The following is a 20,369-nucleotide window of genomic DNA, read 5'->3' on the forward strand; positions in this document are numbered from 1 at the left end:
GGGCGATAACAAGGGTCGCGAAACGAGCATAAGAGCATGGAGGGCGATACGGACACAAAATAGGGCGATAACAAGAATCGCGAAACGAGCATAACAAAATAGAGCGATAAACTTGAAATCCCAAATCCCAAATCCCAAATCCCACAAATAAACAAACCCCCCGCACTTCCAAAAAGCGCGGGGAGCCCTTAAACTAAACTAACAATCCAAACAATTGACTATCTTTATTCACTTCAGTAAATTCGAAGCCGTTGATGCGCATGCGATCGATTAATCCTTGGTAATCTTCAGGCTTGCTTACTTCAATCCCCACTAAAGCAGGGCCGCTTTCTTTATTGTTTTTCTTTGTGTATTCAAATGTTGTAATATCATCATTTGGTCCAAGAACAACCGTTAAAAATTGGCGTAGAGCTCCTGCACGTTGTGGGAAGTTTACGATGAAGTAATAAAGTAAACCTTCATACAATAAAGATTTCTCTTTGATTTCCGCCATACGGCTAATATCGTTATTACCACCAGTAATAACAGCAACGACAGATTTCCCTTTAATTTCATCAGCATATAGATCAATTGCTGAAATTGGGAGGGCACCAGATGGCTCCGCAACAATAGCATGTTTGTTGTACAAATCAAGGATTGTGGTACTCACTTTCCCTTCTGGGACAAGCAGGATGTCATCTAAATATTGATGACAAATTTCATAAGTTTTTTGACCGACGCATTGCACAGCTGTGCCATCACAGAATTTATCGATTTTCGCTAAGGTCGTTGGGCCACCGTTTTCAAAGGCTGCTTGCATACTTGCAGCGCCGGCTGGTTCAACACCAATTACTTTAGTAGAAGGGGATAGGTTTTTCACATAGGCTGCGATTCCTGACATTAATCCGCCACCACCGATTCCACCAAATACATAATCAATTGGTTCTTCGATATCGTTCATAAATTCTACTGCTACAGTTCCTTGTCCTGCAATTACATCTAAATCATCAAAGGGATGAATGAAAATCATTTCATGCTCTTCGCAATAATCCTTTGCAGCAGCTGCTGAGTCATCAAATGTGTCTCCAGCCAAGATAATTTCTATGCTATCACGTCCGAACATACGAACTTGGTCGACCTTTTGTTTTGGTGTTGTTAAAGGCATGAAAATCGCACCCTTAATATCTAAATGTGCACATGCAAAGGCAACACCTTGTGCATGATTTCCAGCACTTGCACAGACCACACCACTCTGACGTGCTTCATTTTCGATTTTTTTAATTTTATAGTATGCACCGCGCAGCTTAAACGAGCGAACATGTTGTAAATCCTCACGTTTAATGTAAATGTTAGCGCCGTACTTTTCTGATAAATATTCATTTTTTTGAAGAGGTGTATGTAATACTACTTCTTTCAAAAGATGATAAGCCTTTAAAATGTTTTCCACTGCAAAAGTTTTTGTATCTGCAACTTCCATCGTCTTGTTACCTCCGTAATTGTAAGAACATTTATTCATTTTAACATAAAATCAATGGTATTTTCACAAATATTGTGTGAATTCAAAAAATATAATCATTTAATTAAACCTGCTTGTATAAAAAAGAAGCTTACTCAGACAAAAGAGTAGCTTCTTTAAACAGCTTAAAATATTAAATGTGCAATCAATGCAATAATCGGCATTGAAATAAGTGTACGGATCAAGAAAATAAGGAATAGATCCCATATTTTTAATGGAAGCTTTGTACCTAAAATTAGGCCGCCTACCTCAGACATGTAAATTAACTGCGTTACAGAAATCGTAGCAATAAAGAAACGAGTCATCTCAGATTCTATGCCAGCCCCTAAAACGGAAGGTAATAACATATCAGCGAATCCTACGATCATTGTTTGAGCCGCCGCGCCAGCCTCAGGAATTTGTAGAAGAGCTAATATCGGCTCAAAAGGCATTCCTAAAATTTTGAAGAAGCTTGTATATTCTGCAAGTACTAACGCAATAGTACCGAAAGCCATAATGATTGGCGTAATTGCAAACCACATTTCAAGAACGTTTTTAAAGCCTGATGTAAGAACTCTACCTAGGTTTTTATTGCTATCCGCCTTGGCTAATGCATTTTGTAAACCTAATGAAAAAACATTGTGACCTTCTGGAATTGCTTCACGGTTTTCATCGGGCTTACTACCATTAAAATTCAAATCAGGTTTACGACTTAAAGGGAAAACACGTGGCATAATGAATGCTAAAATAATCCCAGTCAAAATTACGGTTCCATAAAATTGTAAAAAATAATTATTTAAATCAACCGTTTCTAAAACAACAAAACAGAATGTAATCGAAACAACGGAGAAGGTAGTAGCAATGGTTGCTGCTTCTCTAGCCGTATAGTTTCCTTCTTCATATTGTCTACTTGTTAGTAAAACACCAATTGTCCCGTCTCCAACCCATGATGCTAAACAGTCAATCGCAGAACGGCCTGGAATTTTGAATAGTGGACGCATCACTTTTACCATCATGGACCCAAAAAACTCTAGCAATCCGAAATCTGTTAATAATGGTAATAACAAACCCGCAAAAAAGAATAATGAAAACATCATCGTAACTAATCCACCATCTGGACTAAGTAGTAAACCAGAAGTATTGTCACTCATAAAGCTTTCAGGACCGATTTGGAACAAATACATCGCTGCGAAAATAACAGCAAGCACACGCATGATTGTCCAGAACCAATTTACGCGAAATAGAGAATCGAAAATTGTATGTCTTTCTTTTCTAGGAATAAACTGCATAATAATCGAACCAATTGCAGCAATGATAAACACAGCAAATGCAAACCAATGAATAAATGGCACAACGGCACTAGATAGCGTATTGGCTAAATATGCTATTGGAACCTTCAATCCATCTGCTGTATTAAATGGAGTTATAAATAAGAAAACGCCTAAAATAGAAAGGGCAAGAAATAAAAACCATGTATAAGGTGTGATTTTTTTTGTCATTTTTATATACCTCGATAATAATATAACTAATATTCAACACTGAATATTTATACACTATAACGTGATGTTATTCATATGTCTACATGTATAAAAAAAGAAATATTATTCAGAAAAGTCCGAATTTCAATCTACCTAATTCATTGCTATTTTGTGGATAGTAAGTATGGATTATTCAAAGAGGGAAAAGTTTCATTTAAGGAGCAAAAAGGCAGGAATGATTCACTCCTGCCCAAAATTTTAATTATATAATTTGTAATGCTTGGTTTAATTTCTTTAATCATTAAAAGTATAAAGATAGTAAGACTCGATATTAAACCAACTATCGCTCATCGGTTTTCCTTCTTCAACACGGTGTATCGTTTCTTCCATCATCCATGCTGTTTGAGATTTATGTGCGATAAGAGCAGCTTCTTTATCTTTTCGTACAGCCTTTACATCGTGTACGATTGTTGGTTGACCTAATTCATCAACAGTGTTATTTGCAAAGGCAGCGGCATAAATACGAGGGCGCGCACTTTTCTCCATACGTCGAACAGCCTCAACGACAGCTCGTGCTGTTGCCTCATGATCAGGATGTACTGCATATCCTGGATAGAAGGTGATAATTAAAGATGGGTTTAGTTCGTTGATTAAATCTGTCACTAGCTTCACCATTTTTTCATCATCTTCAAATTCTACAGTTTTGTCACGTAAGCCCATCATGCGTAAATCCTCAATACCCATCGCTTCGCAAGCAGCAATTAACTCCTTACGACGGATTTCAGGTAATGATTCACGTGTTGCAAATGGAGGATTGCCAAGATTACGTCCCATTTCTCCTAAAGTTAAGCAAGCATATGTAACGGGAACCCCCATATTTCGGTAAAGTCGAATTGTTCCAGCAGAAGAAAATGCTTCATCATCTGGATGCGGGAAAACGACTAATACATGATTTTCAGGTTGTAATGTCATCAGTTCATCACTCCTTAGTAAGTAAATGGCGTTTCACTTATTTCAAGTGCAACGGCAAGTTTTCCAGTATAGTCTAATCCAGCCATTAAAAGTCGACCTTGTTCATCCAGTTCGTAATGAGTAATGCCTTGAGCATAGACCCAACCATGCTCCATTTTTAATCCGACGCGATGAGGGGAATCAGCGACAACTTTTCCTAATTCATAGCGAATTTTCGCGTTGCGAATAAAAGCCCCTGCGTTAAATACTTGCTCATTAAAATGCGTAGCATAAGCCCCATTCGTTGTTTCTAAATGAATATAGACGTCTTTGTTCGCAAAAGAATTAAGCAGTTCTTGGAGCTCGTTAATTTGTACTTCCTTCATCCTAATTCTCCTTTCCACATCTATGTATTTTATAGTATAGTAAAAATTTCTAATTAATGAAATGAAAAAGCAGTGCGAAATGATGTCACACTGCTTTTCGTGTATCTGATTTCTTTGAAGATATACACATTTGCTGTTTTTGATACACACATTATAGAGTATTCCAAATTTCCATAAATATACCACTTTGGAGTGGATAGTTAAATTTCTCTAATTGTTACTTCTGGTGCACCTAAGCGAGGTTTTGCACCATGGTATACAGGGCCAACAAATTGGTTTAGTTTCCAGCCATGTTTAATACCTGCAGCGACAAATTCTTTTGCTTCAAAGACAGCATCTTTCACACTCATACCATTAGCTAAATTAGCCGTTACACTAGCTGCAAAAGTACAGCCTGCACCGTGGTTATAAGTGGTATCTACTTTATCTGTTTCAAGTAAATAGAATTTATCCCCATCGAAGAATAAATCAACTGCTTTATCTGTTGATAGAGCACGACCACCTTTAATCACGACGTTTTTAGCACCGAGAGAATGGATTTTTTCTGCTGCTGTTTTTAGCTCATCAATCGTTTTTGGTGTACCAGTGCCAGCCAATTGTCCTGCTTCAAAAAGGTTTGGTGTTGTTACTAATGCATGTGGTAATAAAAATTCAATCATTGCACCAACAGTACCTGGATTTAATACTTCATCTTCACCTTTACATACCATCACAGGATCAATCACTACATTTTTCACTCCTGATGCTGCTATTGCTTCACCTGAAGTTTGAATTACTTCCTCAGTTGATAACATACCTGTTTTTAAAGCATCGATTCCAGTGGAGAAAGCTGTTTTTAATTGTGCTTTTAATACATCAATAGGTAATGTATAAACGCCATGGTTCCAATTGTTATCTGGGTCCATCGTTGCAATCACTGTGACTGCTGCCATTCCGTAAGTATTATGCTCTTCAAATGCTTTTAAATCTGCTTCTAATCCTGCACCACCAGATGCATCAGATCCGGCAATTGTTAATGTTTTTTTCAACAATTTACATCGAACTCCTTTTACATTTGTATAGTAATTGTAAGTTAAGTATAAAGTAGAACTGATAGTATAAAAATAGCCAGAATCTTATAAAATTACATGGTCAGAAACTCTTACTTCAAACAATGTCTTTATCATAGGTAATGCTCTTTATATTGAATCGCTCTAATTTGTGTCGATATCGCTCTGTTTTGTGTCTGAATCGATACATTTTGTGTCCATATCGCCCTATATTGTGTCCAAATCGCTCTCCACACCGTTGAACTGGTTTCGCAACACTTGTTATCGCTCTGTTTTGTGTCTGAATCGATACTTCTTGACAACATTCATTGAAATTTCATTCCTAATAAAGTACCGTGAAAGGTAGAGGTGTTATGGAATGAAAAAAATATTTGAGAATGACTGGCAAGAAATTCTTGCAGATGAATTTGAAAAACCATATTATCAACAGCTCAGAAAATTTGTCGCACAGGAATACAGTACAACTACAGTGTATCCATCAAAAGAGGAAGTCATGAATGCATTTTACGTGAGCTATCAAGATGTTAAAGTCGTTATTTTAGGGCAGGATCCGTACCATGGACCTGGACAAGCGCATGGGATGTGTTTCTCAGTTAAGCCTGGAGTTCCACATCCTCCGAGCCTTCGAAATATTTTTCAAGAATTACAGAGTGATATAGGTTGTCCTATTCCGAAAGATGGCTATTTGATGAAATGGGCAAAGCAAGGAGTATTTCTTTTAAATACAGTACTAACGGTCCGTCAAGGTGAAGCCAATTCCCATAAAGGAATGGGTTGGGAGCAGTTTACAGATGCAGTTATAGAAAAATTAGCGAAGAGACAGGACCCAATCATTTTTGTGCTTTGGGGAAGACCTGCCCAATCTAAACAGTCTATTATCAGGCAATCAGGTGCACATCATGTCATACTACAAGCACCGCATCCAAGTCCATTAAGTGCTCATAGAGGTTTTTTTGGAAGTAAGCCATTTTCTAAAATAAATGAACAGCTTGAAGCTTGGGGAAAGCAACCGATTGACTGGTGTATAGAATAGTATAAAAGATTACATAAAACTTAAAAGACAAGCTTTCCTCTCTCTTAGTAATCTGATAAAGTGTACTAGAAAGTGAGGGAAGAGTTGTGCGAATCAATTGTTTTCAATGTCAATATTTTAAAGTTACTTGGGACCAAAACAGACCTCGTGGATGTACAGCCTATGGATTTAAAACAAAGCAGCTTCCTTCAGTAGTTGTAAAACAGTCTTCTGGTATGGAATGCATGAAGTTTGTGCCCAAAACACAGGAGGGAAAACGATGATCTCTGTCGATACAATACTCAATGAAATTGAAAAACATACGCGCATTGCAAAGGGTGTAAATGACAACCAATTAATACGTGAACATATCGTTGCAATCCGTGCATTATGCGATGTCCTATTAGCTGAGCAAAATTCTAATAAAACTGTGACATTCCAAAAAAATGAGGAACTAGATAACGTTCAATCGATACAAATGAAGAATACAGCATCACTACCTTCAAATAAATTAAAAGAAGAGGATGCGAACGGTGAGTCTTTGTTTGATTTTTAATAAATAAAAAACACAATAAAAAAGGAAATTGAGGGAAGTAAAAATGAAAGGTTCGATTATTTCAGGTGCTATTTATGGTTTCCTTGCTGTGGCGTTAGGAGCCTTTGGAGCACATGCACTAAAGAGTATATTAGATGATTATGGAATAGGGATTTGGAATACTGCTGTTCAATATCAAATGTTTCATGCTACAGCAATCCTCATAATAGGCGTATTGATGAGTGCAAAAATTCTAGGTTCAAGCAAATCATTAAAATGGGCAGCGATTTGTATGAACATAGGAATCATCTTTTTTGCAGGAAGTTTATATGTCTTGGCATTATCAGGAATTAAAGTTTTGGGAGCAATTACACCAATCGGTGGAGTGTTCTTCCTAATTGGATGGGTTCTACTAATTGTATCTACATTAAAACACGCAAAATAAACTGACACCAAAGAATCACAATGATCAAAAGCATTGTGGTTCTTTTTTTCTCAAAAAATGCGTTGGAACCTAGTATACTCGCTTTACTCTTGGATATTAACAATATAGGCTAAACGAATGTTTATGTCGCAGCCTAATACATTTTCCTATAAGTCATTAAATTTCTATGCTAAGTAACCTAACCAACTTAAAACATTCGTTCATTAAATAAGGTAAACTATTAATATTATAATTTTTGGTAGAATAGTTTTATAAAGGTTATAGATTTTAAAATGAAGGGGTTGTCGAGAGTGGAAAACCTAATAATGGGTTTAGATAAAGTGTTTGAAGAAATGGTATCAATTAGACGATATATACATGCAAATCCTGAGCTGTCATTCCACGAGGTACATACACCTGCATATATTGCAGATTTTCATCGTGAAATAGGGCTAGATGTGAGAGAAGGTGTAGGTGGAAGGGGCGTTGTTGCAACACTTAGAGGTGCGAAACAAGGAAAAACCGTTGCATTAAGAGCAGACTTTGATGCACTTGCCATCCAAGAATTAAATGACCTACCTTATAAATCAAAGGTTGAAGGTGTCATGCACGCCTGTGGTCATGATGGACACACAGCTACACTATTAGGGCTTGCAAAAGTATTAAAAGATATGCAAGAAGAACTGGCAGGAAATGTAGTATTTATTCATCAATTTGCGGAAGAAATTGCTCCAGGAGGGGCAAAGCCTATGATTGAAGATGGTTGCTTAGATGGTGTAGATGTCATTTTTGGCACACATTTATGGGCAACTACTCCTTTAGGTGACGTTTGGGTGAAAAATGGTCCCATTATGGCAGCTGCGGACCGCTTTGAAATTGAAGTAAAGGGAAAAGGCGGTCATGGTGCAGAGCCACATAATTCGATAGATGCTATTTTACTGGGCTCTCAATTCATTACTCAGCTCCAAACTATTGTCTCACGCAGAGTAAACCCTTTAAAACAAGCAGTTATATCAGTAGGTCATTTTGAAGCGATAAATCCATTTAATGTTATTGCGGATACTGCGATTTTAAAAGGAACTGTAAGAACTTTTGATGAAGAGATTCGTACATTTATAGAAAGTGAGATTGAATACTTATTAAAAGCCGTTTGTGAAGGTGCTCATGCGAATTATGAATATAAATATTTCAGAGGGTATCCACCGGTTGTGAACCATCCAAATGAAACGGCATTTATCGCAGAGATTGCTAGCCAAATTCAAGAGGTGCAGCAGGTAAAGGAATGTGATCCGTTTATGGTAGGGGAGGACTTTGCTTACTATTTACAACAGGTTCCAGGCACATTTTTCATTACCGGAGCAAAAGATCCGACTTGGGAGGTTGCCTATCCGCATCACCACGCCCGCTTCAATTTTGATGAAAGAGCCATGCTGATTGCAGCAAAAACGCTTGGATTAGCAACGATTCAATATTTGAATAATCAAGATAACTAAAAATTTTGATGATAATAGATATAGTGATGATGAAAGCATGTTTTTCACCTTCCTAAGATTATACAACATTAGTAAATTACTACTTTTTCATCTATTATTTTGGGATAAATATTTTAGTGTAATAGTTTAATAATAATATTTAAAATAAATAAACTAGTAAACGAGGGAACATACATGAAAATTGGGACAAAGTTAGGTGGATCATTCTACGCTTTAATTGTATTAATGTGTATATCAGTAGTTATTAGTTTTTTCAGTTTAAATAATGTTGAAACAAAGATGCGTGATGCTTTGGATAGTCGTGTTAATCAAATGCTAGTTGCAGATGATATTCGCTATGCTGTCTCTATGCAAGGTGCATTAGTGAGAGAAGTTATCCTCGAAGGCTCACAACGTGCTAAAGAAGAGTTAGCTCATTATCAAGGAGTATTTGATTCGAAAATTGAGGAGCTAGACGGGTTAGCACAAAGTGAAACAATGCGTGGATACTTAAGTGAAATCATCACACTTAATGAAGAATTTAAAAGTAATCTACAACTAGCCTTAGATGCTGTGGATACTGGAGAAACAAGACAAGCGTCCATTATAGTGTCAAACCTATTAAAAGAAGGCAATGCCGAGTTAGCGGAAATTACAACGGGTATGATTGACTATCAAAAAGGACAGTTAACAGCAATCAATAATGAAACGAATGCTGCAATTGCTATTACGAAATCTACAACAGTCATCGTATTGATTATTAGTATCTTTATAGGATTAGCATTAGTTTTCTATGTCAATAGAGCGATTTCTAAACCGATTAAATCTGTTGCAGAATCCGTTAAAATTTTATCATCGGGTGATTTAACAGTGGCGGATATCCATGTTAAATCAAAGGATGAAATTGGCCAGCTTGCTAACGCGATTAACACGATGAAAGGTAATTTTAGATCATTAGTACAAAATTTACAGTTAAATGCTGAGCATTTAAGTGCGGCAGCTCAGCAACTAAGTGCAAGTACTGAAGAAATTTCAGCAACAACGGAGGATGTAACAGGCAGAGTTAGCGCAACTGCACAAATTGCTAAAAGTAGTGCAAAAGCGGCAAGTGAGAGTGCAAATGCAATGGAAGAGACGGCAGCTGGAGTAGGGCGCATTGCTGAATCCACTCAAACTTTACATTCTACATCCCTTGAAGCAAGCGATACCGCTAGCAACGGGGAAGCAATTTTAAGCAAGGCAGAGCAACAAATGAATACAATCAACAACTCTACTACTTCTGTTAATGAATTAGTTCAGAAGCTGAGCAAGCAAACAGAAGAAATTGAAACCATTTCAAGAGTAATTACTGATATTACAGAACAAACCAACTTGCTTGCTTTAAATGCGGCAATTGAAGCAGCACGAGCAGGGGAGCATGGCAAAGGCTTTGCTGTTGTAGCAGATGAAGTACGTAAACTTGCGGTAGAATCCAAAGAATCTGCTAGTCAAATTGTTGCTTTAACCGTTGAAATTAAGAAGGACACTCACAATGTTACAAAGGCTGTAAATAACTCCATAACATCTGTAAACGATGGTGTTAAAGTTATTGGAGAGGCTGGACAATCTTTCACAAGTATTGTTCAAGCTGTTGAAAAGATGAAAGTTCAAATAGAAGAAATATCTGCTACTGCAGAACAAATATCAGCAAGCGCTGAAGAAGTTTCAGCGTCAGTAACTGAAATCGCTAGTGGCTCTACAAAATCCGCCAATGATGTGGAAATGATTGCAGCTAGCATTGAAGAACAATCTGCTACAATGGATCAAGTAAACACGATTGCGGTAGATTTAAGCGAAAAAGCACAAAATTTACAAACGCAAGTTCAAAAATTTAAAATCTGACAAAGAAGCCCACTTCAAACCTCGTTAGTTTGAAGTGGGCTTTACAATTACAGCATTATTGTCTGGCATTTGGATTAACAACTGATCCCCCACGTAAGTAAGTAATTGGTTCTTCAAATCTAGCGTAATCAAAATAAATCATCGGGAATAGGTAATAGTGGTCTGTTTGAAACTCACGAATGACAGCGTGGTCTCTACCAGCTTCAACAACAACTCCACGAACGAGTACAGTATTTCCGCTTTCATTTGTTCCTACAGCTGATGGAATGGTGAAAGAAAAAACAGCTTCTTTTCCACGATTTAATCGTAGAATATTCTCGATATAAGATTCTTCTCCACGAGCTCCTCCTGCGCTAGTTGTAAATGTTGGTATTCCAGCTGGCGCCATTGAGGCAGTACTAGGGAAGGCTGGTGTAGTCATTTGTTGTGTTTGATTAGGTGTTTGACTAGGTGTTTGAGCTGGGAACGGGTATTGTGGACTAGTAGTAAAGGGTTGTTGTTGCTGATTGTTATGATTCCAATAATAATAAGTCAACCAAAAACATCCTTTCAATTTTAAATTTAGATTCCAGGACAAACGCCCTGATTAGAGGCATAGATACATGGGATTTAAACTTTTACAGTGATAATACCACTGTGCTCGGGCAATTCCCTGTAGGCATAAAAAATCACAAAGCTCGGTCCATGGGCAAAAGAAAGTTCATCATTTACTACACGTCTAGCTAATGCAAAAATTTGAGGTCTTGATCGCTAGTAAAAGTAAATTTTTCCTGAGTCCTAAACCCTCGAGAACTTTTAAAAATTAATTTTCAATAGAGCGAATATTTTCGTAATCGAGGCAGTCAGCACGGACACGATTGACACCGACATTGCAAACTAAGCATCCCGAGATTCCCATCACTTCAGCCTCTGCACGCATTAATCTTGCGAGTAATTGGATTTGAGCATCATTAGCAGCAATTACAGCAATAGCTCATACCTCCTCAAAATAAATGTATGCATCAGTATATGTTTCAGAATAAAAAATGATAAAAATGTAGAAAATTGTATAGCAATGGCATTTTAGGGTGTAAAAAATAGTGTGTAAAAGTTGTATAAATGTGTCATTTTGTCAATAAAATAGGGGAAAAGATATGTTATGAACGGTTAATTTAACGGTTGTAAATTTTGAAATAAGGAGTATGAATATTCGAAAATAACTAATGAGGGGTTGGTTAAAATGCAGTTTGGTACGTGGATTGCTATCATTATTAGTGCAGTTATCGCTTTTATAGTTGCAGGATTTTATAATCAACCAGTGCATTGGTACTTATTTATTTTAATCTTATTCATTGGCTTCTTTATTAATACAATCATATTAATATTAAAATCGAATGATGAATAAAAATAAAAGGGCGACTCAGGTCTAATTGATTTGAGTCGTCCTTTCTTATGGTCAGTCTTATTAAACAGTTAAGAACTTAACTAATTTATCGTAGTCAAGGATGTTTCCTACAAGGAATTCGCCAAATTCACCGTAGCGAGCTGATACTTCGTCAAAACGCATTTCGTATACGATTTTTTTGAATTGTAGCATATCATCAGAGAATAATGTAACGCCCCACTCATGGTCATCAAAACCAACAGATCCAGTAATGTATTGTTTTACTTTACCAGCATAACTACGTCCGATTAAACCATGAGATCTCATTAATTCTCTACGTTCATCCATAGAAAGCATGTACCAGTTGTCATTACCTTCACGACGTTTATCCATTGGATAAAAGCATACGTATTTCGTGCGTGGTAATTCAGGGTAAAGTCGTGCACGCACATGTGGGTTTTGATATGGATCTTCGTCAGAGCCTTTTGCTAAGTAGTTTGAAAGTTCTACGACTGAGACGTAAGAATAAGTAGGAACAGTAAAATCAGCAATGGCAAGCTTATTGAACTCTGCTTCAAGCTCTTGTAGCTCTTCTGGTGTTTCACGAAGAATCATTAGCATGAAGTCTGCTTTTTGTCCTAAAATTGAATAAAACGCATGTGAACCAGTGTTTGCAACATGTGCTTCATTTAATTTTTCTAAGTATTGTACGAACTCATCAACTGCTTTCGTGCGTTCTTCTTCAGAAACTAATTTCCATGAAGTCCAGTCAATAGCTCGGAAATCGTGTAAACAGTACCAGCCGTCTAATGTAATAGCTGCTTCATTCATTGTATGAACACTCCCTTAATTGATTATCGTTTTCATTCACAATCTTAGCATAAAATCTAACAATTTCCTTGATTTGAATACTACAAATTGGTGAATTTATTCAATTCCAAAAGTAGTGTGCCCACTTTTAAAGAAAAAGTGAATCGTGTATGCTTGAAAGTAAATAAAACCAAATCAAAATAGACGATTTAGGAGCATTAGTGAAAATGAATCAATTATTAAATCAAAATAGTTGGCGTTTTATCGATCAATCCATCAGCTTTTTACAAAGAACTCCGCTTGAATCCTTTGCAATGGATGACACACTATGTCACATTGTGGGACAGGGGATGAGTGCTCCTACAGTTCGCACTTGGGTACATGAAAACTCTGTTGTATTAGGAATTCAGGATCACCGCTTACCTTATATTCAAGACGGAATCGAATGGTTAGAATCAAATGATTATAAAGCAATTGTGAGAAACTCTGGTGGATTAGCAGTAGTACTAGATTCAGGTGTATTAAACATATCGCTTGTATTAAGTGAAAATGAACAATCCATTAGTATTAATAATGGCTATGAAGCGATGGTAGATTTGATTAAAATGCTATTTCCTGAGGTTGCGGATCAAATTGAAGCATATGAAATTGTTGGCTCCTATTGTCCAGGTTCCTATGATCTGAGTATCGGAGGCAAGAAGTTTGCTGGTATATCTCAACGTAGAATGCGACAAGGTATTGCGGTGCAGATTTATTTATGTATTGAAGGTAGTGGCAGTGCCAGAGCTGAGCTCATCCGGAAGTTTTATCAAATAAGTCTAAAAGATGAAAAGACTAAGTTTGCTTATCCACAAATTAATCCAGAAGTTATGGCAAGCTTAAGTGAATTGATGAATCGACAACTTACTGTTTATGAAACGGTGTTGCGACTGCAAACTATTTTACAATCTACAGGGGATATGAAACTTCAAGTTTTGAATGATAATGAAACAGAGTACTATACTTTTTATATGAACAGAGTGTTAGAACGTAATAAAAAAATGCTCACATTAGAGAAATAGAATATGAAAGTAAGTTTAGTAAACAAAACTCTTAGCATAAGAAAATAAAAAACTAATCGTCTATGAAAGTAAAAATACGCGGATGTGCTTAATTAGGCACATCCACGTTTTCTTTTCCACTTTCAGCGTTACTAGTAGTAGAATAATTTGCAACGAGATTGCCGTTTTTCTCCATTTTAAAAACAGGTGCAATACGTTGTTCATCTTCTTCTAGTGTTACGAGTCTACGAGCGCGATTCATAATTTGTACGAATTGCTCATAGTCTTCTCGAATCTCTTTATTTTCAGTTTCGAGTTGTTTAATAGTTCTTTCTAGATCTTTAATTTTCTCAGTTGCTGCATTTGCAATTTGACGCCACTTAATAGCTTCATTGTCTGAGCCACTGTTATGCTGTAGGCGAAGTAAATATGCAATCACAATATCTAGATTAAGAGCAGATAGAGGAATAGATTTTGTTTCTTCACTACTTTGAGAACTTGGTAGTAAATAAACACCTTGATTACGGCGTCTACCGTTCATTCCTAATACTCGCATTCTCTCTTTTCTTTCTTTTTTAGCTTCGGCTAGTTCTTTTTCATATAAACGACGAACAACCGCATTCCAACGGAAACCGCATGCAGCAGCTGTACGATTTAATGCATCTCCAGCTTCTTCAAAAGCATTTAATTGTGTACTCCCTTCTTTGACATGGCGCAATACCGCTTCTGCCAAAAGTTCATCGTTTTCTTTTAACCAAGCATCCTGTCTAACTTTGACCATTATTTTACCTCCTGCGATGTTAATAGTTTTATTTGTTCAAAATGTATCTTCGCCATTTTTTTAGAAAAATATTCATATTTATTATATTAATAGGAAATTTTTTTGAATTTTTTGATTGAATTGGTTTCAGACCTTTGACGGATATAATCGTTTAATGCTTGAATGAATACTTCTTAATAGGCTAAAATAGCATTTAGATTTGAAATCCTTGTAAATAATCTCTCTACTTAAGAGTTAAAATATACAAATAGAAAGGGTTGTTGACGAATATGGCAAACGAATTTAAAGTTTGCGATGAATGTCAGGCCGTTAATTTAAAAACGTTAATTCCGAAATTAAAACAATTGGATCCAGAAGCAACGATTGAAATTGGCTGCCATTCATATTGCGGACCAGGACGAAAAAAAACCTTCACATTTGTAAATGGTCGACCTGTAAATGCATTAACTGAAGAAGAATTGATGGAAAAAGTAAAAGCGAAATTAAAAGGTTAATCATAATGTACGGGTGGATAGAATCACCCCTAAAAAGCTATCTCTGTTCGAATGGAGATAGCTTTATTATTTTTATTAAAAATTTTTATAGAATATATTTGATTGTAAGATATGAAGTGAAAATAGATGAAAAGTCACATATAATGAAAGTAAGATAATGGGAATGGGTGGTGTGCTAACAGTGAAAAATTATGCAAATGCAAAATTAGTAGAAGAAAAAGTATTTAAAGATCCTGTACACCGATATATTCATGTGCGAGATCAAGTAATTTGGGATCTTATCGGCACAAAAGAGTTTCAGAGATTACGTCGTATTAGGCAGCTAGGAACAACTTACCTTGTATTTCACGGTGCAGAGCATAGTCGGTTTAATCATTCATTAGGAGTGTATGAAATCGTAAGAAGAATTGTAGACGATGTATTTCGGGGTCGCCCAGAATGGGATGAGAGTGAACGTCTTCTCATTTTGTGCGCAGCGTTATTACACGATCTAGGTCATGGTCCATTTTCCCATGCATTTGAAAATGTGTTCCATACAGATCACGAATATTTTACAAGACGCATATTGTTAGAGGATACAGAAGTGAATGCCATCTTGAGGAAAGTTTCAGAAGATTTCCCTGAAAAGGTTGCCCAAGTTATCGAGAAAAAATATCCGAATGCATTAGTTGTTAGCTTAATCTCTAGCCAAATCGATGCAGATCGTATGGACTATCTACAAAGAGATGCTTATTACACAGGTGTAAGCTATGGTCATTTTGATATGGAACGAATTCTACGTGTCATGCGCCCTCGTAAAGGACAAGTCGTGATTAAATCTAGTGGTATGCATGCCGTCGAAGATTATATAATGTCGCGCTATCAAATGTATTTACAAGTCTACTTTCATCCTGTTTCACGCAGTGCGGAAGTATTGTTAAATAATATTTTAAAAAGAGCAAAACAATTAAATAAAGAAGGATATTCATTCAAACATGAGCCGACTCATTTTAAATCCTTTTTTGAAAAGAATATTACATTAGAAGAATACCTTTCACTAGATGAATATATTTTACTAACCTATTTCCAATACTGGATGAAGGAAGAGGACTTGATTTTAAGTGATTTATGTAAAAGATTTGTGAATCGTAAGCTCTTTGGGTATACAAGTATGAATCCAGAAGAAGAGCCTGAAAGATACGAAGAGTTAAAGACATTACTAGTTCGAAGTGGCATTGATATCGAATATTATTTATATCATGATTGCACATCCGATTTACCATATGATTTTTACCGTCCAGGAAAGGAAAGTCCAAGAATACCTATTTTCTTAGAAAAGCCAAACGGAGAGATACGAGAGCTATCTAAAGAATCCTTTTTAGTAGATGCCATTGCAGGCAGGATTAAAACGGATCATAAAGTGTATTATCCGAAAGAAATATTAGAAGATAAAAATATTAGTGTCGTTTTAAAAGAAAGATTGCAAAAGGTGTTAAGAGACTAGTATTAGGGGAGGGCATGCGAGAGATGGAGCTGTCCTAAAGAAGCAATTGAATTAGACGCTCGTTATGGTGACATCGCATCTAAAAAGGCGGGCATATCCTAAAAGAGTGGTGTACTTTTCACTTTTGGACATGCCCCATTTGCTATAACTAATTTTTATCGATTGCTCTTACGCCACCAGAAGCATAATGATTTTTAGACATTTCCTCAATTACGATTGTAACAGCTTCTCGTTTTGCATTTACTGTCTCAACAACGGCTTCAGTCACTTTTTCAACTAAAGCTTTCTTTTGCTCATCTGTACGACCTTCGAGCAATTTTACTGTAACGATTGGCATTTTTCCATCCTCCTTAGTGGATATATTGTAACTATATTCTTTATAATAGGCATATATGGAGGGATTTACAATGGCGAGTGAAGAAAAACCAAAACAAAAGATAGGATTTACTATCATTAAAAACGATCCTACAGATGGACATAAAGGATTTGGGATTGGTTCTTTATCCTTAGAAAATGTAACACCAGTTTTTATCGATATTGAAGAAAAACGAGGATTTATTGATATCGGTGCCATGCATGCAAAAAGTGAAGTAGAAAGACGAGTTAAGTTCACGACAAATCGTGAGGATTCAGAAGGTGGGAAACCTTATTGGCTCGTTTGGGTTACGATTGATTTTAAAGAAGAGGGACCTTATTATGCTGGGGTGACTGCTTGTGAAATGGTCGTAAATAAAGAAAAACGCCGTGGCTATAAAATATTAGCAGATCATGTAAATAAAATGGATAAATCCATGAAACGTAAAATCATGGTTGATTTTATGGATGACTTATCAAAGCAAGTGCTAGCAGAATTTTTAAAATCCCATAATCAAGAAATGTGGGATCGAAGTGAACAACAATTGAAGGATGATTTAGCTGTTCAGTAAAAAATTATTTCAAAATAATTCGTTGATTCTTGAAAAACAGGTTTGTCAAGAATAGTGAGTTAATAAAGAGTGGAAAATTGAACAATCTGTGACAGTTATTTTTCAAGTTCATTCCATTATTGAAAGTGAGTTTGAAAAAAAGTACACTAATTTTATAGCTCAAATAGTAGCTAGGACACCTTGGCGAAACGAAAGCTATGAGAGTTATGCGGCATTTTAAACCTTTCCCAAGCTAAATGCCCCATGATTCCCATGCTTTCTAACGCCATAAAAAAGCTCTCTCTTGTTACGGAAATAAATTCCGAATAAGAGAGAGCTTTTTTCATGGATTATGTTAAAAAGTAAACATGTCAGAGAATGCTTCAAATTGGAATAGGTTGAAGAAATCTCCCCATTCGTTATCATCAAAGATTGTACATTCCTCAGTTGGAATATCCTCTTCCTTCATATAAACAAGACGCTGCTTAGGACAAGCTTCCGTGGCAAGCTTACCGGTTTCAATATCAACAACGACTCCTTCAATACCAGAAGGGACTTCAAAGACTTCATTTTGTTTATCTTTATTAATTGTTTCCATGAACTCAATCCATACTTGTTTGGATGCGGCCATATCGGCTTGGACAGATAATGTTTTTCCTTGGTCGTAACCGTTCCAAACACCAGCAGTAACACTTGGTGTATATCCGATAATCCATTGATCGCTAAGTGTAGTTCCGGATTTAGCAGCATACGTATGTGTCATACGAGATCTTAAAGAAACACCCGTTGCAGGGGAATAGTCACTAAATACGGGATCAAATATACCTGTCATTAACTGAGTTAATATAAATGCATCCTGTTCTGTAAGGACTTGTTCTTCTTCAGACGACTCACTTTCATCGTATACAATTTCACCTTCAGCATTTTGAATGGAAAGAATAGTGGTTGGCTCATGTTTTTTTCCATATGCCGCAATGGTGTTATATGCACTAGTTAAGTCATATAAAGATGATTCGATTGTTCCTAACGCTACAGAAGGGTTATCCTCATCAGTATAATTCAACTCAAAACGTTTCAACATATCACGGAATTCATTGTACCCAATTTCTTGTAACGTTTTTACTGCGTAAATATTATCTGAAATCGCCAACGCTTGTGCAAGGGACATCTCACTGTCTGCATATTGTCCATTTACATTTTGTGGTTTGTAAGTAGCTCGTCCGTTATCATAGGTGAAAATTGTTTCACCAACCTCTAAATAAGTTAAAGGAGAAAAACCATTTTCTAATGCAGCCGCATATAAAATAGGTTTGATAGATGAACCAGGTTGACGAACAGCCTGAGTTACACGGTTAAATGAACTTTCATGATAATCCCGGCCACCCACTAATGCAGTAACGTGTCCAGTATCCACATCCATACTTACAAAACCGACTTGCAGCTCACTATCTGGCATATTATTGGCTACAGCTTCTTCTGCAGCTTTTTGATGGGATTGATTTAACGTCGTTTTAATCGTCCATCCACCTTCACGAATATTTAGTCCTTTTTCTGCAAGAACTTCCGTTGCTTCTTGCCACACGGTATCTAAGAAATAAGGAGCAATCGTTTGTGATGCAATCCATTCATCATTTTTTAATACGATTTGTTGAGAAAGTGCACGTTCTTTTTCTGTTGCGCTAATCAATTTTTGATCTTCCATTAGACTTAAAATTAACTTTTGACGATTTGATGCTTTCTCAAAATCGTTAATCGGTGAATAAATACTAGGACCTTTTGGAATTCCAGCAAGCATTGCAGATTCAGCTAATGTCAATTCACTAGCAGATTTACTGAAATAATACTGGCTTGCAGCTTCTACGCCATACATGCCGTGCCCATAGTTCACAGTGTTTAGGTATCCTTCTAATATTTCATCCTTTGAATAAAAGACTTCTAGTCTGTAAGCATAAAGTGCTTCATTGATTTTTCTCGTCCATGTTTTGTCTAATGTAAGATAAAGATTACGAGCTAGCTGCTGAGTGATTGTGCTAGCACCTTCAGCCATACTTTGTGTTTTTAAATCTTTAATAATGGCACTAACAATTCGAGAGTAATCAAATCCGTTATGTGAATAAAATTCTTTATCTTCCACTGCGATGGTTGCATCAACTAAATAAGGTGAAATGTCTTCAAGTTCGACCCAGTAACGACGTTCTTCTGTATAATAATCCCCGATTTTATTGCCATTACTATCTAAAAATACGGATGCTTTCGGTATAGTAAGAGGTGGAGCCCCTGCAATTTGAGCGTATATTCGCAATGACAACAGCCCGAAAGCTATTGCACAAATAAATCCGACAAGTGTTAGTACAGTAATCTTCAACCACTTATGTCGTCTTTTTTTACGAAAGTAGCTACGTCTTTTCAACCCTATTCACCCCAATCTCTCCAATTAACGATAGTATAGACCTTTCACTTATCGTTTAATCGAATGTATACTTAAAAAAACTGTTGCACTTTGTCTAAAAAGCACTATACTTTTTTGCGGAACAAAAATTATATTTTCAACATATCCCTTAGGAAAAATATCCTTTTGTCGCAGATTTAAGACAAAAAGTTGTATTTTCTTGCTAAATTGTATATAAAATTATACGGAAAAACACGAAAAAAGTTTCATTTTTGTGGTATTCGTAATTTTCTGGCTATTTGGCAGGATGCAATAAAAGTGATGGGGTATAGGTTTTATGTGCAAGTAGGGACCGAAATTTATCCAGTTGAATATTGGGGAATAAATTAGGTTCGTTTAATGTACTATAAACGCTCTAGGATATGGGAAAAGTAAATTTGGA

The 20,369-nt window shown here is 36.3% G+C and carries 21 protein-coding genes; 11 read left to right on the top strand and 10 right to left on the bottom strand.

The window, feature by feature from the left end:
* Window positions 1-193: 193 nt before the first annotated feature.
* The 5 genes from ilvA to thiD form a co-directional block, all read right to left on the bottom strand.
* Window positions 194-1,456: a threonine ammonia-lyase IlvA gene (gene ilvA, locus CD30_RS00960; protein ID WP_036171096.1), complete on the bottom strand. Its 1,263-nt coding sequence runs from the start codon at window positions 1,454-1,456 to the stop codon at window positions 194-196.
* Between the two features lie 164 nt (window positions 1,457-1,620).
* Window positions 1,621-2,973, bottom strand: a complete 1,353-nt coding sequence (locus CD30_RS00965) for a YjiH family protein (RefSeq protein ID WP_036171099.1) — start codon at window positions 2,971-2,973, stop codon at window positions 1,621-1,623.
* 273 nt (window positions 2,974-3,246) lie between these two features.
* Window positions 3,247-3,924 (bottom strand): bacillithiol biosynthesis deacetylase BshB2, encoded by a 678-nt coding sequence (bshB2, locus tag CD30_RS00970; RefSeq protein ID WP_036171102.1) that lies wholly within the window; start codon window positions 3,922-3,924, stop codon window positions 3,247-3,249.
* Window positions 3,925-3,938: 14 nt separating this feature from the next.
* The gene (locus tag CD30_RS00975; RefSeq protein WP_036171106.1) at window positions 3,939-4,289 is read right to left on the bottom strand and encodes a YojF family protein; all 351 of its coding nucleotides are present in this window, start codon (window positions 4,287-4,289) and stop codon (window positions 3,939-3,941) included.
* 200 nt (window positions 4,290-4,489) lie between these two features.
* Window positions 4,490-5,320, bottom strand: coding sequence for a bifunctional hydroxymethylpyrimidine kinase/phosphomethylpyrimidine kinase (gene thiD, locus CD30_RS00980; protein WP_036171109.1), 831 nt, complete (start codon window positions 5,318-5,320; stop codon window positions 4,490-4,492).
* 376 nt (window positions 5,321-5,696) lie between these two features.
* Between thiD and CD30_RS00985 the strand changes: the two genes are divergently transcribed.
* The 6 genes from CD30_RS00985 (at window position 5,697) to CD30_RS01010 (ending at window position 10,662) form a co-directional block, all read left to right on the top strand.
* Window positions 5,697-6,371 (top strand): uracil-DNA glycosylase, encoded by a 675-nt coding sequence (locus CD30_RS00985; protein ID WP_036171112.1) that lies wholly within the window; start codon window positions 5,697-5,699, stop codon window positions 6,369-6,371.
* Window positions 6,372-6,457: 86 nt separating this feature from the next.
* Entirely contained in the window at window positions 6,458-6,634 is a 177-nt protein-coding gene (locus tag CD30_RS20490; RefSeq protein ID WP_036171115.1) for a hypothetical protein, read from the top strand.
* A complete protein-coding gene (locus CD30_RS00995; protein ID WP_036171118.1) occupies window positions 6,631-6,906 on the top strand; it encodes a YwdI family protein in 276 nt (91 codons plus the stop codon). The genes CD30_RS20490 and CD30_RS00995 overlap by 4 nt, the downstream gene beginning before the upstream one ends.
* A gap of 43 nt (window positions 6,907-6,949) precedes the next feature.
* A complete protein-coding gene (locus tag CD30_RS01000; protein WP_036171121.1) occupies window positions 6,950-7,330 on the top strand; it encodes a DUF423 domain-containing protein in 381 nt (126 codons plus the stop codon).
* A 290-nt stretch (window positions 7,331-7,620) separates the two neighbouring features.
* A complete protein-coding gene (locus tag CD30_RS01005) occupies window positions 7,621-8,802 on the top strand; it encodes a M20 family metallopeptidase (RefSeq protein ID WP_036171124.1) in 1,182 nt (393 codons plus the stop codon).
* Window positions 8,803-8,976: 174 nt separating this feature from the next.
* Window positions 8,977-10,662 carry a methyl-accepting chemotaxis protein gene (locus tag CD30_RS01010; RefSeq protein WP_036171127.1) on the top strand — a complete coding sequence of 562 codons (1,686 nt, stop codon included), beginning with the start codon at window positions 8,977-8,979 and terminating at the stop codon, window positions 10,660-10,662.
* A 55-nt stretch (window positions 10,663-10,717) separates the two neighbouring features.
* Here CD30_RS01010 and CD30_RS01015 read toward each other — a convergent pair whose 3' ends face one another.
* Window positions 10,718-11,197 (bottom strand): spore coat protein GerQ, encoded by a 480-nt coding sequence (locus tag CD30_RS01015; RefSeq protein WP_235801980.1) that lies wholly within the window; start codon window positions 11,195-11,197, stop codon window positions 10,718-10,720.
* Window positions 11,198-11,881: 684 nt separating this feature from the next.
* Here CD30_RS01015 and CD30_RS20265 point away from each other — a divergent pair.
* Window positions 11,882-12,046, top strand: a complete 165-nt coding sequence (locus CD30_RS20265; protein WP_036171130.1) for a hypothetical protein — start codon at window positions 11,882-11,884, stop codon at window positions 12,044-12,046.
* A gap of 60 nt (window positions 12,047-12,106) precedes the next feature.
* On the opposite strand, the gene hemQ is transcribed toward CD30_RS20265, so the two are convergent.
* Window positions 12,107-12,856 carry a hydrogen peroxide-dependent heme synthase gene (gene hemQ / locus CD30_RS01025; protein WP_036171134.1) on the bottom strand — a complete coding sequence of 250 codons (750 nt, stop codon included), beginning with the start codon at window positions 12,854-12,856 and terminating at the stop codon, window positions 12,107-12,109.
* A gap of 206 nt (window positions 12,857-13,062) precedes the next feature.
* Here hemQ and CD30_RS01030 point away from each other — a divergent pair, with 206 nt between their 5' ends.
* Window positions 13,063-13,896 (top strand): lipoate--protein ligase family protein, encoded by an 834-nt coding sequence (locus tag CD30_RS01030; protein ID WP_036171139.1) that lies wholly within the window; start codon window positions 13,063-13,065, stop codon window positions 13,894-13,896.
* Window positions 13,897-13,984: 88 nt separating this feature from the next.
* Here the strand turns inward: CD30_RS01030 and CD30_RS01035 are convergent, their stop codons facing one another.
* Complete coding sequence (locus tag CD30_RS01035; protein WP_036171142.1) at window positions 13,985-14,656, bottom strand: RsfA family transcriptional regulator; 672 nt, start codon at window positions 14,654-14,656, stop codon at window positions 13,985-13,987.
* A gap of 269 nt (window positions 14,657-14,925) precedes the next feature.
* Between CD30_RS01035 and CD30_RS01040 the strand changes: the two genes are divergently transcribed.
* Together CD30_RS01040 and CD30_RS01045 are read left to right on the top strand one after the other, a co-directional pair.
* Complete coding sequence (locus tag CD30_RS01040; protein ID WP_036171145.1) at window positions 14,926-15,150, top strand: YuzB family protein; 225 nt, start codon at window positions 14,926-14,928, stop codon at window positions 15,148-15,150.
* Between the two features lie 163 nt (window positions 15,151-15,313).
* Entirely contained in the window at window positions 15,314-16,633 is a 1,320-nt protein-coding gene (locus tag CD30_RS01045; protein ID WP_036171459.1) for an HD domain-containing protein, read from the top strand.
* A gap of 148 nt (window positions 16,634-16,781) precedes the next feature.
* Here the strand turns inward: CD30_RS01045 and CD30_RS01050 are convergent, their stop codons facing one another.
* Window positions 16,782-16,970 carry a 2-hydroxymuconate tautomerase gene (locus CD30_RS01050; protein WP_036171148.1) on the bottom strand — a complete coding sequence of 63 codons (189 nt, stop codon included), beginning with the start codon at window positions 16,968-16,970 and terminating at the stop codon, window positions 16,782-16,784.
* A 70-nt stretch (window positions 16,971-17,040) separates the two neighbouring features.
* Between CD30_RS01050 and CD30_RS01055 the strand changes: the two genes are divergently transcribed.
* Window positions 17,041-17,559: a YwhD family protein gene (locus CD30_RS01055; protein ID WP_036171151.1), complete on the top strand. Its 519-nt coding sequence runs from the start codon at window positions 17,041-17,043 to the stop codon at window positions 17,557-17,559.
* A 334-nt stretch (window positions 17,560-17,893) separates the two neighbouring features.
* Here CD30_RS01055 and CD30_RS01060 read toward each other — a convergent pair whose 3' ends face one another.
* Window positions 17,894-19,948, bottom strand: coding sequence for a transglycosylase domain-containing protein (locus CD30_RS01060; protein WP_036171154.1), 2,055 nt, complete (start codon window positions 19,946-19,948; stop codon window positions 17,894-17,896).
* Window positions 19,949-20,369: the final 421 nt, after the last annotated feature.

Source organism: Ureibacillus massiliensis 4400831 = CIP 108448 = CCUG 49529 (assembly GCF_000772965.1).
In the GTDB taxonomy this organism is placed as follows: Bacteria; Bacillota; Bacilli; order Bacillales_A; family Planococcaceae; genus Ureibacillus; species Ureibacillus massiliensis.